At 63.8% G+C, this 13,957-nt stretch carries 13 protein-coding genes; 5 read left to right on the top strand and 8 right to left on the bottom strand.

The window, feature by feature from the left end:
• Nucleotides 1-8: 8 nt before the first annotated feature.
• From AC07OO_RS14055 to AC07OO_RS14040, 4 genes are all read right to left on the bottom strand, one after another.
• Nucleotides 9-719, bottom strand: coding sequence for a substrate-binding periplasmic protein (locus tag AC07OO_RS14055; protein WP_495082714.1), 711 nt, complete (start codon nt 717-719; stop codon nt 9-11).
• Nucleotides 720-775: 56 nt separating this feature from the next.
• Nucleotides 776-1,480 (bottom strand): substrate-binding periplasmic protein, encoded by a 705-nt coding sequence (locus AC07OO_RS14050; RefSeq protein WP_495082713.1) that lies wholly within the window; start codon nt 1,478-1,480, stop codon nt 776-778.
• A gap of 121 nt (nt 1,481-1,601) precedes the next feature.
• A complete protein-coding gene (gene rocF / locus AC07OO_RS14045; RefSeq protein ID WP_495082712.1) occupies nt 1,602-2,522 on the bottom strand; it encodes an arginase in 921 nt (306 codons plus the stop codon).
• Between the two features lie 34 nt (nt 2,523-2,556).
• Nucleotides 2,557-3,564 (bottom strand): asparaginase, encoded by a 1,008-nt coding sequence (locus tag AC07OO_RS14040; RefSeq protein ID WP_495082711.1) that lies wholly within the window; start codon nt 3,562-3,564, stop codon nt 2,557-2,559.
• A gap of 97 nt (nt 3,565-3,661) precedes the next feature.
• Here AC07OO_RS14040 and AC07OO_RS14035 point away from each other — a divergent pair, with 97 nt between their 5' ends.
• From AC07OO_RS14035 to AC07OO_RS14025, 3 genes are all read left to right on the top strand, one after another.
• Nucleotides 3,662-5,488: a carboxyl transferase domain-containing protein gene (locus AC07OO_RS14035; RefSeq protein ID WP_495083352.1), complete on the top strand. Its 1,827-nt coding sequence runs from the start codon at nt 3,662-3,664 to the stop codon at nt 5,486-5,488.
• Nucleotides 5,489-5,612: 124 nt separating this feature from the next.
• Nucleotides 5,613-6,740 (top strand): aminotransferase class V-fold PLP-dependent enzyme, encoded by a 1,128-nt coding sequence (locus AC07OO_RS14030; protein WP_495082710.1) that lies wholly within the window; start codon nt 5,613-5,615, stop codon nt 6,738-6,740.
• A gap of 199 nt (nt 6,741-6,939) precedes the next feature.
• A complete protein-coding gene (locus AC07OO_RS14025) occupies nt 6,940-7,455 on the top strand; it encodes a hypothetical protein (RefSeq protein ID WP_495082709.1) in 516 nt (171 codons plus the stop codon).
• Between the two features lie 11 nt (nt 7,456-7,466).
• Here the strand turns inward: AC07OO_RS14025 and AC07OO_RS14020 are convergent, their stop codons facing one another.
• Both AC07OO_RS14020 and AC07OO_RS14015 read right to left on the bottom strand, forming a co-directional pair.
• A complete protein-coding gene (locus tag AC07OO_RS14020) occupies nt 7,467-8,969 on the bottom strand; it encodes an FAD-linked oxidase C-terminal domain-containing protein (protein WP_495082708.1) in 1,503 nt (500 codons plus the stop codon).
• A 74-nt stretch (nt 8,970-9,043) separates the two neighbouring features.
• A complete protein-coding gene (locus AC07OO_RS14015; RefSeq protein WP_495082707.1) occupies nt 9,044-9,931 on the bottom strand; it encodes a LysR substrate-binding domain-containing protein in 888 nt (295 codons plus the stop codon).
• A gap of 72 nt (nt 9,932-10,003) precedes the next feature.
• Between AC07OO_RS14015 and asd the strand changes: the two genes are divergently transcribed.
• Nucleotides 10,004-10,849, top strand: a complete 846-nt coding sequence (gene asd, locus AC07OO_RS14010) for an archaetidylserine decarboxylase (RefSeq protein ID WP_495082706.1) — start codon at nt 10,004-10,006, stop codon at nt 10,847-10,849.
• A gap of 48 nt (nt 10,850-10,897) precedes the next feature.
• Entirely contained in the window at nt 10,898-12,625 is a 1,728-nt protein-coding gene (locus tag AC07OO_RS14005; protein ID WP_495082705.1) for a methyl-accepting chemotaxis protein, read from the top strand.
• 59 nt (nt 12,626-12,684) lie between these two features.
• Here AC07OO_RS14005 and purU read toward each other — a convergent pair whose 3' ends face one another.
• Nucleotides 12,685-13,533: a formyltetrahydrofolate deformylase gene (purU, locus tag AC07OO_RS14000; protein WP_495082704.1), complete on the bottom strand. Its 849-nt coding sequence runs from the start codon at nt 13,531-13,533 to the stop codon at nt 12,685-12,687.
• Nucleotides 13,534-13,580: 47 nt separating this feature from the next.
• Nucleotides 13,581-13,946 carry a TraR/DksA family transcriptional regulator gene (locus tag AC07OO_RS13995; RefSeq protein WP_495082703.1) on the bottom strand — a complete coding sequence of 122 codons (366 nt, stop codon included), beginning with the start codon at nt 13,944-13,946 and terminating at the stop codon, nt 13,581-13,583.
• Nucleotides 13,947-13,957 lie beyond the last annotated feature (11 nt).

The following is a 13,957-nucleotide window of genomic DNA, read 5'->3' as shown; positions in this document are numbered from 1 at the left end:
AAATAAAATTATTGGTATTTGCGGTTGATTTTGTCGGTGGTGCCGTCCTTGTCCATGGCCCTGAGCGTGGTATTGAGTTTGGCAATGGTTTCCGGTGCCACTGACAGATTGCAGGCCAGGTAAAGCTCGGTCTGCTTGAACTCCAGCAGGGGTTTGATCTTGACGTTTTTCTTGCCAGCGAAATACGGCCCGTTCTGGCTGCCGGTGGCCCACAGGTCAATGCGGCCGCCCTCCAGCTTGCGCACATTCTGGTCGTCGTAATAGGCCTCGTCCACGGTGAATTTCAGGCCCTTGAGGTACAGCGCCAGCGCGTCCCCGCGGTAACCACCGACCTTGTATTTCCTAGCATCGTCCAATGAGTCCAGCTTGATGCCGCTGTCCGCCTTGGCGAAAAACACCCAGTTGCTGAATGCGATGGGCCCCACCCATTGGAATTCTTTTTCGCGTTCCTCGGTGCGGGTGGTGGAGTAGACGCAGGTGTCCTTCTCCATGCGCGCCATCTTGATGGCCCGTACCCAGGGGTAGAGCGTGATCTTGTAGTCAATCTGCGTGCGCCGCAGTGCTTCTTGCAAGGCCTCGGTGGCGCTGCCCTGGATGGTCTTTCCGTCGTCGTCGGAGTAGTTGAACGGGGGCGCGTCTTCGGTGGTCAATACCAGCCCATCGGCCCAGGTGCTGGCGCACAGCAGCAAACCCCAGCAACAGCATAGAATTTTTTTCATGGTCGTGTACTCGGCGAAGGTGGATAGCGCATGTTCTGGGGGCGGCCTCATTCGGCCTACTGGTACTGTTTGTAAATCTTGTCGGTCGTGCCATCCTTGGCCATGGCGTGCAGCGTGGCATTGAGCTTGGCCACGGTTTCCGGCGCGACGGCGGGGTTGCAGGCCAGGTAGAGCTCGGTTTTGCGCAGGTTCAACAGCGGCTTGATCGGAACGTTGGCTTTGCGGGCGATGAAGGGGCCAGCCTGGCTGCCGGTGGCCCACAGCTCGATGCGCCCGGCCTGCAGCTTCTTGACGTTTTGCTCGTCATTGACCGCTTCGTCGACCGTGAATTTCTGGCTCTGCAGGAACAGCGTGACGGCATCGCCCCGGTAGCCGCCCAGCTTGTACCTGCGGGCATCGTCGACGGACGTCAGTTGGATTTTGCTATCGGTCTTGGCGAACAGAATCCAGTCATTGGGGGCCACCGGCCCTACCCACTGAAAGCTCTTTTCGCGCTCTTCGGTGCGGGTGGTGGAGTAGACGCAGGTGTCCTTGTTGCTGCGGGCCATCTCGATGGCGCGCACCCAGGGATAGAGCGTGATGGTGTAATCGATCCTGGCCCGCTTGAACAATGCGTGGATGACTTCGGTGGCGCTGCCGACCACGGTCTTGCCCTCGTCGGTGGTGTAGTTGAAGGGCGGAGCGTCTTCCGTGGTCAGGGTCAAACCCTGGGCCCAGGCGCTGCCAGACAACAACAAGCCCACACAGAGTAGCCTTCTCATAGCCGCATCCTCCGTCACGATGAACCCCCAAACGGGACCTGAAAATCATCCTAACAGCAAGCGCAGGCTGGAGCAAATCTGTGCGCGGCCCCCTGCCGACGGGGCCAAGGCCCGTCTGGGCCTATTTGCGCATCAGCGTGCTCTTGCCGAACAGCGACTCGATCAGGTCCACCGCCACCTCGGCCGTGCGGTTGCGCTCGTCCAGCGCGGGGTTGAGCTCCATGACGTCCAGGCTGGCCAGGCGGCCGGTGTCGGCAATCATCTCCATGCACAGCTGGGCCTCGCGGTAGTTGGGGCCGCCGCGCACCGTGGTGCCCACGCCGGGGGCAATGTCGGGGTCCAGAAAGTCCACGTCAAAGCTCACATGCAGGTGGGTGTTGGCATCCACCAGGGCCAGCGCCAGCTCGACGGCGGCGCGCATGCCCATCTCGTCGATGTAGCGCATGTCGAACACTTCCAGGTCCATCTCGTGCACAAAGCGCTTTTCCCCTTCGTCCACGCTGCGGATACCGATCTGGCGTATCCATTTGGGCGAAATGGCGGGCACATGGCCGCCGATCTCGATCAGCTCCTTGGGCCCATGGCCGCACAGGCAGGCCACCGGCATGCCGTGGATGTTGCCGCTGGGTGTGAGTGTGTTGGTGTTGAAGTCGGCATGGGCGTCCAGCCACAGGATGCGCAGTTTCTTGCCGGTGTCGCGGCAGTGGCGGGCCACGGCGCTGATGGAGCCTATGCCCAGGCAGTGGTCGCCGCCCAGCAAGATGGGCAGGCGGCCATCGGACAGCTCGGCATACACGGCGTCGTGCACGGACTGGTTCCACGCAGTGACCTCGGTCAGGTGGCGGTAGCCGTCGGTGGGGGGCAGCCAGGGGTTGTTGGGGCCGGTCAGGTTGCCCTTGTCGACCACATCCAGGCCTTGCTGGGCCAGGGTGCTGGCGATGTTGGCCACGCGCAGGGCCTCTGGCCCCATGCTGGCGCCGCGGCTGCCGGCGCCGATGTCGGTGGGGGCGCCTATCAAACTGACTTTGGTGTTGTGGTTCATGGTGTCGTCGAGAAAGGAAAAAGAGGATTCTGGCCTAGGGCTTCTGCAGCTTGAAAGCCGGGCGGCGCTCGCCCACCTGGATGCCGCGGGCATTGATGATGGCCTGGGCGCGCCAGGGGCGCAGCGCCTCGCGCTGGGCATCGTCCAGCCAGCCCAGTTGTTCCATGACCTCCACGCTGGCGGCAAACAGGGCGGGCTTGTTGGCGTCGATGATCTTCAGCGCAAAGGCCTGGCCGCGGCTCTTGCTGCCTACCACCTGCACGCCGTCGGCGCCGACCTTGGTGACCCAGTCGCCCTTGCCGGCTTCCATGAAGGCCTTGTCGTTGCGGCCCGTGCCGCTGACCAGATCGGGGTGGGCGGTCATGGCCGCGCTGAGTTGCGCAAAGCTGGCGCCAAACTGGCTGTCCGCCGCACCGCTGGCCAGGCGCGCATAGCCCGTGGCCAGCTTGGACAGCGGCATCGCGTAGTTGGGAGCCGAGCAGCCGTCCACGCCCGCCTTCATGTCGTGGGCATCCATGCCCACCGCCAACGCCACGTCGCGGCGAATCGCCTGTTGCAAGGGGTGTTCGGGTGCCTCGTAGTTGTCCAGGCTCAGGCCGTGCTGCACGCAGTAGGCGACAAAGCCGGCATGCTTTCCGCTGCAGTTGTTGTAGCGCTCATCGAAGGTTTCATGAGGGCTAGGGGCTGTTCCGGTAATCTCGAAGTGGTAGGGCACATGGCAACCGCAGCGCAGCACCTTGTAGGTCTGGCCCGCCTTCTCCAGCATGTCTTGCGCGGCCTGCACGTGCATGGGCTCGCCGCTGTGGCTGGCGCACAGCAGGGCGACGTGCTGGGGCGTAAAGCCAAAGTGCTGTGGGCCGCCGGCTTCCACAAAGGGCAGGGCCTGCAGCGCCTTCAGCGTGGAGCGGGTAAAGGTCATCCAGTGCGGATCGCCCGCATGGGCCAGCAGCTTGCCTTGGGTGTTGACCACGGCAACCGAGCCGAAGTGCTGGTTCTCCAGCGTGCCACCGCGGGTCATTTCTATCAATGGGGTGTGGTGCATGCCGCGATTGTGGAGCAAATCGGGCGGGGCCACCCTGGCTGTCACTCGCTTGACGCGCACGGCGCTGGGCCTGCTCCACAATGCCGCCATGACTTCCATCCGCTCCCCCTTGCAGGCCCAGATTGTTCAATGGCTGGTCGCCCCCGGCGACACCGTGCGCGCGGGCGACGTGGTCGTGATCCTGGAGGCCATGAAGATGGAGCACGAGGTGCGCGCCGAGGCCGAGGGCCGTGTCACCGAGCTGCTGTTTGCCGCAGGTGAAATGGTCAATGCCGATGAAGTGCTATTGATTTCAGAGCTAATCACGCAGGTTCCACGGGGGCTAGAGGCTGAAATGGCAAAAGGCGATTTGCCGCAAAGTGCCCATCAGCCCGCCGCACCACATGCACCCGACGCGCCCCGCGCCGACCTGCAGAAGCTGCTGGCGCGCCAGGCGTTCACGCTGGACGCCAGCCGCCCGGAGGCGATGGCCAAGCGCCACGCCCAGGGCCTGCGCAGCGCGCGCGAGAACATTACCGACCTGTGCGACGCCGGTAGCTTCACCGAATACGGCGCCCTGGCCGTGGCCGCCCAGCGCAGCCGCCGCAGTGCAGAAGACCTGATCCAGAACACCCCCGCCGACGGCATGGTCACCGGCATCGGCCAGGTCAACGGCCAGTCCATCGTCGCCATGTCGTACGACGCCACCGTGCTGGCCGGTACCCAGGGCATGCGCAACCACCAGAAGACCGACCGCATGCTGGGCTTGGCGCTGCAGAACAAGCTGCCGGTCGTGCTGTTTGCCGAGGGCGGGGGCGGCCGGCCGGGCGATGTGGACATGCCCATCGTGGCCGGCCTGCATGTGGCCACCTTTGCCAGCTACGCGCGGCTCAACGGCCAGGTGCCGGTGGTCGGCATCGCCGCCGGTCGTTGTTTTGCCGGCAATGCGGCGCTGTTGGGTTGCAGCGATGTCATCATCGCCACCAAGGCCAGCAACATCGGCATGGGCGGCCCGGCCATGGTGGAGGGTGGCGGCCTGGGTGTCTTCAAGCCGGAGCAGATTGGGCCGTCCGGCGTGCAGCATGGCAATGGCGTTATCGACATCCTGGTGGACGACGAGGCGCAGGCCGTGGCGGCGGCGCGGCATTACCTGACGTTCTTCCAGGGACCTGCCAAGGCATTCACCGCCCCGCCCGCGCTGGCCCTGCGCGACGTGGTGCCCGAGAACCGCCTGCGCGTCTACGATACCCGCGCCGCGTTGCAGGGCCTTGCCGATGTCGATTCCCTGCTGGAGCTGCGCACCGGTTTTGGCAAAGGCATCCACACCGCGCTGGCCCGTGTTGAGGGCCGGCCTATCGGCCTGCTGGCCAACAATCCGCTGCACCTGGGCGGCGCGATCGACGCAGACGCTGCCGACAAGGCCGCGCGTTTCATGCAGCTGTGCAACGCCCACGGCCTGCCCATTGTCAGCCTAGTGGATACACCCGGGTTCATGGTCGGGCCGGAGATCGAGGCGACGGCCCAGGTGCGCCACGTCAGCCGCCTGTTCATTGCTGCGGCGCATCTGCGTGTGCCCTTCCTGAGCATCGTCCTGCGCAAAGGTTATGGCCTGGGCGCCATGGGCGTCACGGCCGGTGGTTTCCATTCCCCACTGTTCACCGTCGCCTGGCCCACTGGCGAGTTCGGCGCCATGGGGCTGGAAGGAGCCGTCCGCCTGGGCTTCAAGAAGGAGCTGGAGGCCGTGCCCGAAGGCCCCGAGCGCCAGGCGCTGTACGACAAACTGGTGGCCCGCCAATATGACAACGGCAGCGCCATAAACATGGCTGCCACACTGGAGATTGATGCGGTCATCGACCCCGCCGATACGCGGGCCTGGATTGTGCGTGGGCTGCAGGCCGGGCGGGTTGACCCCATGCCCCCTGGGCCCAGCATTGACACCTGGTAATCCCCTGGCGTGGAAGGGCAGGCAGCCCATGCTAAGCTGCCCCTCCGCTTCAAATCCTGAAACCTTGCGGGACAGACCGCAGCACGCAGTGCAAGCTCTGTCCTCAACAAAATAGAGGACCGCCATGCCCGGACTATTGCCCCAGATCGACCCCGAGGGCCTGCTCGAATTCTCGGTGGTTTACACCGACCGCGCACTGAACCACATGTCGCAGCGCTTCCAGGGCGTCATGAAAGACATCTCGGCCATCCTCAAAGAGGTCTACCACGCCAAGTCCGCCATCCTCGTGCCCGGCAGCGGCACCTTTGGCATGGAAGCCGTGGCGCGGCAGTTCGCCACCGACAAGAAGACCCTCGTCATCCGCAATGGCTGGTTCAGCTACCGCTGGACGCAAATCTTTGATATGGGCCGCATCCCCGCGTCCAGCACCGTGCTCAAGGCCCGCCGCGTGGGCGATGGCAAACAGGCACCGTGGGCGCCCTGCCCGGTGGACGAGGTGGTGGCCACGATTGCCCGCGAGAAGCCCGACGTGGTGTTCGCTCCGCATGTGGAAACCGCCTCGGGCATGCTGCTGCCCGACGACTACCTGCGCGCCGTGTCCGACGCCGTGCACGCGGTCGGGGGGCTGTTTGTGCTGGACTGCATTGCGTCCGGTGCGATGTGGGTTGACATGCAGGCCACGGGTGTGGATGTGCTGGTCAGCGCCCCGCAAAAAGGCTGGAGCGGCTCACCCTGCTGTGCCATGGTTTGCTTGAGCGAGCGCGGCCGCGCAGCCATCGACGGCACCACCAGCACCAGCTTTGCCTGCGACCTGAAGAAGTGGCTGCAGATCATGGAAGCCTACGAAGGCGGCGCCCACATGTACCACGCCACCATGCCTACCGACGCGCTGACCCGCCTGCGCGAGGTGATGCAGGAGACGCGCAGCTACGGGTTCGAAAAAGTGCGTGCCGAGCAGCTCGACCTGGGCACCAAGGTGCGCGCGCTGTTCGAGAGCAAGGGTATCGCCAGCGTGGCGGCCAAAGGCTTCCAGGCGCCGGGCGTGGTTGTCAGCTACACCGAAGACCCGGGCGTGCAGAACAGCAAGAAGTTTTTGGCCCAAGGCCTGCAGACGGCCGCGGGCGTGCCGCTGCAGTGTGATGAGCCGGCCGACTTCAGCAGTTTCCGCGTCGGGCTGTTTGGGCTGGAGAAGTTGCACAACGTGGACCGCACGGTAGCGCACCTGAAAGCGGCGTTGGAGCAGATTGCCTAGGCGGGCGCCCCTGCGGTGCATCCCGTGCATTGTGTTGTTGTCACCGTCTGTTCCATCCACCATTGGCACAGACCAAGTAACAACGCGTTACACCAACCTGGGAGAGATGTCGAGTTAGCCCCATGGTAGACGGCACAATGCTGTGCGCTCACGGTGAGGCACCGGAGCGCATGTGCATCTACAAACCAGGGAGAAATGCGTGAAAAAAGAATTCGTTTTTGCCAGCGCGGCGTTGCTATTGGGCTTTGCATCTGCAGGCCCAGCCTGGGCCCAGACGGAGCCCAGCGCCACCGAGGCCACCGCCGAAGCCACTGTTGTGGCCAAAACCGAAACCGCGGCGGCGTCCAAAGCCCAAAGCTTGCCCACGGTCCCCAAGCTCAGCATCACCTGGGCTTGCGGTGACTGCGAGAAGAACGAAAAAGTACCTCCGCTGATCGAAGCAGCCTATGCGGCTGAAGCGAAAAAGAATGCAATGGCCGTGTCGGAGACGGATGTTGCCGAGGTCACGATCACCGATATCCGCCAGCGGCCGCCCGGTATTCGCGTCGCCTTTGGCATCTTTGCGGGCAAAGACCGTCTGGGCCTGCGCATCCGCTACAAGGGCCAGGAATACACAGTGTCCGACTACTCGGCCAATGTGGCGCAGGGCTTGAACCACTTGTGCGAGTCCGTGGGCAAGCAGGCCTTGGAGAGCATCTCCAAAAAGCGCACCTGAACCGAGTCAACTCAGTAGCGCGGCAGATCCGGGTGCTTGATCTGCCCGCCGCGCACCAGCATCTTGCCGTATTCGGCACAGCGCTGTAGCGTGGGGATCACCTTGCCGGGGTTCAGCAGGGCCTTGGGGTCAAAGGCCTGTTTGATGCCTAGCATCTGCGCGTTTTCGGCGGCGGAGAACTGCACGCACATGCTATTGAGCTTTTCCACCCCCACGCCATGCTCACCGGTCACCGTGCCGCCCATGGCTACACTGGTTTCCAGGATGTCGGCGCCAAACAGTTCGCAGCGGTGCAACTGGTCGGGGTCGTTGGCGTCGAACAAGATTAAGGGGTGCAGGTTGCCATCTCCGGCGTGGAAGACATTGGCGCAGCGCAACTGGTATTTCTTCTCCATCTGCTGGATGGCCAGCAGGATGTCGGCCAGGCGTTTGCGCGGGATCGTCGAGTCCATGCACATGTAGTCCGGGCTGATGCGTCCGCTGGCGGGGAAAGCGTTCTTGCGGCCGCTCCAGAATTTCAGGCGCTCGGCCTCGTCGCGGCTGACGGCGATGGCGGTGGCGCCGTTCGCACGCAGCACATCGGCCATGCGGGCGATTTCTTCTTCCACTTCTTCCGGCGTGCCGTCGCTCTCGCACAGCAGAATGGCTTCGGCGTTCAGGTCGTAGCCGGCGTGTACGAAATCTTCGACCGCGGCGGTCATGGGCTTGTCCATCATCTCCAGCCCGGCCGGGATGATGCCGGCGGCAATCACCGCGGCCACCGCGTCGCCGGCCTTGCGCAGGTCGTCAAAGCTGGCCATGATGCAGCGCGCCAGTTGCGGCTTGGGCACCAACTTCACCGTCACTTCGGTGATGACGGCCAGCATGCCCTCGCTGCCAACCACCAGGCTCAGCAGGTCGTAGCCGGGACTGTCCAGCGCGTCGCTGCCAAAGGTGATGGGCTCACCTTCAACCGTATAGCCCTTGACCTTGAGCACGTTGTGCAGCGTCAGCCCGTATTTGAGGCAGTGCACGCCACCGGAGTTCTCGGCCACGTTGCCGCCAATCGTGCAGGCGATCTGGCTGGACGGGTCGGGTGCGTAGTACAGGCCCAAGGGCGCGGCCGCCTCGCTGATGGCCAGGTTGCGCACGCCGCACTGTACGACGGCAGTGCGGCTGCGTTTATCGACCTGCAGGATTTTGTTGAATTTGGCCAGCGACAGGGTTACGCCCATCGCGTGCGGCATGGCACCGCCGGATAGACCGGTGCCCGCACCGCGGGCCACCACCGGCACGCCCAGCGCGTGGCAGGTCTTCAGCACGGCCGCCACCTGTGCCTCGGTCTCGGGCAGCGCCACCACCAGCGGGCGCTGGCGGTAGGCGGTCAAGCCGTCGCATTCGTAGGGGGTGGTGTCTTCGCGGTTCCATAGCAGGCTGCTTTTTGGTAAATTGGCCTCTAGCCCTCGTATAACCTGGGCTTGCAGCTCTGCTTTTTGTAGCGATTCCTGCTGGTTTGTGGAAGAGGGGGCATTCATGGAGGCGTCCGGGAGAGGCTGTCTGCATGCACTGTACGGCACAGCGCGTGGATATGGCGTGAAGAAATTGCAAGTTAGGTCACCGCTTTTTTCAACCAGTCCGCAAAGGCCGCGCATTCCCAGCGGTCCATGGTGCCGGTGCGCCAGCACAGGTAGTGGGCATGCGGGCTGGGGATGTTGGCGCCAAACAGCGCGTTGGTGCCGAGCCGCACCAGCGAACCATTGTCCAGCCAGGGCGCACCCAGCTTCAGCCGCACCAGGGCCACGCCCATGCCGGCGGCGGCGCCATCGCACAGCAGACCCATGTCGTTGAATTGTGAGCCATCTATGGGTTCCGGCCAGTCGAGTGCATTGGCGGCAAACCAGGTGCGCCACGGCTCCAGCGGGCTGCGCAGTAGCGGCAGGCCCTCCAGGTCTTGCGCTGTGTCAAACGGACCCTGCTCGCGCACAAACGCAGGCGAGGCTACCGGCGTGACCTCGTCCTTCATCAGGCACAGGTGTTCGATGTCGGCATAGCGGCCGGTGCCAAAACGCACCATCAAGTCGGCGTCCTCGGCGACCACGTCCAGCAGGGGTATGGACACCTGCAGCGTCAGGTCAATCTCGGGGTAGGCCTCGGTGAACTGGCTTAGCCGCGGAATCAGGATGGCGCGGGCGAAGGTGGGTGTCACTGCCAGACGCAGCTTGCGCTTGCCGGGTGCGCTGGCCGCGCTGGGGAATTTTTGCAGACTGGCCAGGCCTTCGCGCACATGGGCCAGGTAGGCAATGCCTTCGGTCGTCAGCGAAAAGTCGGCGCGGCCAAACAGCTTGGTCCCGATGATGCCTTCGAGCTGGCGCACGCGGTGGCTGACCGCGCTGGGCGTCACGCACTGCTCTTCGGCGGCCTGCGTCACGCTGCGCAGGCGGGCCAGCGCTTCGAAAGTCAGCAGGCATTGGATGGGCGGGATGCGGGCGGCAGACATGGTGCACTAACTATAATCCGGCCGGATTCGTCCCCGCCTCGGGGCTTCAACACACTATCAGAAGGAACTGCCGTGTCCGACACCCTGGCGGTTTTGCCGCAGTACCTCATTCCCAAGCAGGCGATCACCGCCCTGGCCGGCAAGCTGGCCAGCGCCCGCGCCGGCAGCACGACCACCGCCGTCATACGCTGGTTTGTCAAACGCTACAACGTCAACATGGCCGAAGCGGCCAACCCCGACATTGCCAGCTACGCCACATTCAACGATTTTTTCACCCGGCCGCTGAAGCCCGGCGCCCGGCCACTGGCGCAGGCGGAGCTGGTGTGCCCGGTGGACGGTGCCATCAGCCAGTTCGGGCGTATCGAGAAGGATCAGATCTTCCAGGCCAAGGGCCACAGCTACTCCACGACGGCGCTGGTTGGGGGCGACGCCAAGCTGGCCGCCGAGTTCGAAGACGGCCATTTCGCAACCCTGTACTTGAGCCCCAAGGACTACCACCGCATCCACATGCCCTGCAATGGGGTGCTCAGGCGCATGATTTACGTGCCCGGTGACCTGTTTTCGGTCAACCCGACGACGGCGCGCGGTGTGCCCGGTCTGTTTGCCCGCAATGAGCGCGTGGTCTGCGTATTCGATTCACCCCAGGGCCCCTTTGTGCAGGTGCTGGTGGGCGCCACCATCGTGGGCAGCATGGCCACCGTGTGGCATGGCCTGGTCAATCCGCCGCGGCCGGGGCGCATCTGGGAACGCAGCTACGCCGATGGCGGCGTCCATTTGGCCCAAGGCGATGAGATGGGACGATTCTTGCTGGGGTCTACCGTGGTGCTGTTGTTTCCGCGCGGCCCCTTGACTTTCAGCTCCACATGGGCGCCCGCAGGCGCCATCCGCATGGGCGAAAAAATGGGCACACGGGCGTAAAACCCGGCTATCCTGATGCTTTCGCATCTCCCATTTAGGAATCGCATGATGGAATCCGATCCCGCTGAAAGCCTGCAGCCTGCATTGTCCGATTCGATCGCCGACGTTCGGCTCCCTCCCCAAAACCCCGCACTGAAGGCTCTGGGCGGCATGGCCCAAACAGTACGCGAGCGCCTGCTCAAGCCCGCAAAGTCGGCGGGTGATGGCATGTCGGTGCGCGCCAGTTTGCGCCTGGCCTTTGCCGTGGTGGTGGCCGGTGCCTTGATCATCGGCGCGTTCTCGTTGTTCCAGATGGGGCGCCTCAATGCGTCCACCAAGGTGATCTATGAGCAGGAATACGCCGCCGGCCAGGCTGCCGAGCAGGTGCGCAGCAACGTGCTGCGGGCCAGCCGTGCCGAAACCCAGTTACTGACGGCCAGCACGGCCGCCGAGCGTGAGACCCTGTCCAAGGACATCGAGTCCAGCCTCGCCGAGGTGGGTAAGAAGATCGAACTCATCCAGGGCCTGTCGACCAGCGAAGAGTCGGTAGCGACGACCAAGCAGTTGGCCGAGGCGATTGCCAAGTGGAGCAAGCGCCTGCGCGAGTACATCAAGCTGGTCAAGGAGCAGCCCCTGTCCTTCATGGAGTTGAGCCCCGACGTCGCATCCGAAGACGCGGGCCTGCTCAATGAAACCCGCAAGGTCGAGAAGATCGTGGATAGCCTGGTGGCCCAGCGCAGCCAGTCGGCCGAGGCCACGATGCAACACACCGGCGAGATTTACAAGACGTCCCTGATTTGGGTTGTGGGCATCGTGCTGCTGCTGATTGCCCTGTCCATCGCCGTAGGCAGCTGGGTGATCTGGCGCCTGACGCGCCAACTCGGCGGTGAGCCGGCCTACGCCAAGTCCATTGCCAGCGGCATTGCCAGCGGCGACTTGACGACAGAGATCAAGCTGGCGCCCAACGACACCGAGAGCCTGTTGCACTCGCTGCGCGAAATGCAGACCCAATTGGCGCAGACCATGGGCGAGATCGCCGAAAGCTCGGCCCAGGTGGCCAATGCCTCGCGTGAAATCTCCATGGGCAACCTGGACCTGTCCAACCGCACCGAACAGCAGGCATCGTCACTGGAAAAGACAACGACCAATGTGGAGCAGCTCACTGCCATCGCCAAGCGCTATGCCGACAGCTCCACCCGCGCCGCGCAACTATCCGGCAGTGCCAGCCAGGCGGCGCGCCAGGGGGGGGAGGTGGTCGCCAACGTGGTGCTGACCATGGAAAAGATCAGCCAGAGCACGCAGGCCATCCATTCCAACATCGGTGCCATCCAGAGCATTGCCTTCCAGACCAATATCCTGGCGCTGAATGCCGCCGTGGAAGCCGCGCACGCCGGCGAGCAAGGGCGTGGCTTTGCCGTGGTGGCCGCCGAGGTGCGCGACCTGGCACAGCGCAGCGCCACCGCCGCCAAGGAAATCAGCGCATTGATCGAAAACTCGACCGCGCAGGTCAAAGAGGGTTCGCAACTGGCGCGCAGCGCGGGGCAGACGATTGCCGACATGGCAAAGACCGTGATGCAGGTCAGCACGGTGATGGAAGAAATCTCCGGAGCCTCGCTGGAGCAAAGCGAAGGCATTGAAGATATCAACCGCGCCATTGCGCAGATCGAAGAGACCACGCAGCAGAATGCCGCCCTGGTGGAAGAGGCCGCGGCTGCGGCCCAGTCGCTGGATGAGCAGGCCCAGTCGCTGGACCAGCTCGTTGGTCGTTTCGACCTGGGAACGACGGTCTACCGCTAAAACAAAAAGGGGGCGCTACGCCCCCTTGTTCATCTTGGCTCGTAAACGGGGCGTTGGCGCTATTTGAAAATCACCGTCTTATGGCCGTTCAGCAGCACGCGGTGTTCGCTGTGCCATTTGACGGCGCGGGCCAGCACCTGGCTCTCGGTGTCTCGGCCCTGGGTCGTCAAATCTTCCACGGTCTTGCTGTGGTCCACGCGGGCCACATCCTGCTCGATGATGGGGCCTTCGTCCAGGTCGGCCGTCACGTAGTGGGCGGTGGCGCCGATCAGCTTCACACCCCGGTCGTGGGCCTGGTAGTAGGGCTTGGCCCCCTTGAAGCTGGGCAGGAAGGAGTGGTGGATGTTGATGGCGCGGCCAGACAGCTTCTGGCAGAACTCGTCGCTCAAGATTTGCATGTAGCGGGCCAGCACCACCAGTTCCGCACCTTCGGAGTCGATGATCTCCAACTGGCGGGCTTCGGCCTGGGCCTTGGTCTCCGAGTTGACGGGGATGTAGTGGAACGGGATGTTGTAGCTGGCCGCCAACTGGTAGAAGTGCCGGTGGTTGGAGACGATGGCGCGGATATCGATGGCCAGCAGGCCGCTCTTCCAGCGGAACAGCAAGTCATTGAGGCAATGCCCTTCTTTGCTGACCAGCAGCACGGCGCGCATGGGCTGCGACGTGGCATGCAACCCCCATTGCATGGAGTAGGGCTTGGCAAAAAAGGCGAGTTGGGTGCGCAGATCCTGGAAGGTCAGGCGCACGCAGCTGAACTGCACCCGCATGAAAAACAGGCCGGTATCGGGATCGTTGTACTGGGCAGCTTCTTCGATATTGCCACCGCGTTCCAGCAAAAAGCCGGAGACGGCGTGGACCAATCCCAGGCGGTCTGGGCATGACAGGGTGAGTATGTAGGTCTGGCTCATGGTGCGACATTGTCGCAGCACGAAACAGCTGTTTGGCACCGCTGGTCTTACCCGGAGTGCCGGTGTTCCAGTTTTTCCTGGCAGGCAATGCAGCGCGCGGCCTCGGGGCTGGCCTGCAGGCGGGCGGGTGCAATGGGTTTGCCGCAGTCGGTGCATTCGCCATAGTTGCCGGCTTGCACACGGCCCAGGGCGGCGTCTATAGCGGCCAACTCGGCTACTTCCCGCTCGCCCATGGCCAACTCCAGTTGGCGCTCGGACGCCAGTTGCGCACCGGTCTGGTCGGGGTGGCCAAAATGGTCTGCGGCGACATCAACGCGGCTGACGGCACCAACCCCTTGCTCGGTAATCTGCGCCAGCAAGGCCGTGCGCATGGCCAGTAACTGCTGCTGGCAGGCCTGGATATGCGCGTTCATGGGGCGGTTCC

The sequence above is a fragment of the Rhodoferax sp. GW821-FHT07G04 genome (genome assembly GCF_059418585.1).
Note: the sequence above shows the minus strand (reverse complement) of the source record. Positions and strands in the feature narration are given on the sequence as shown.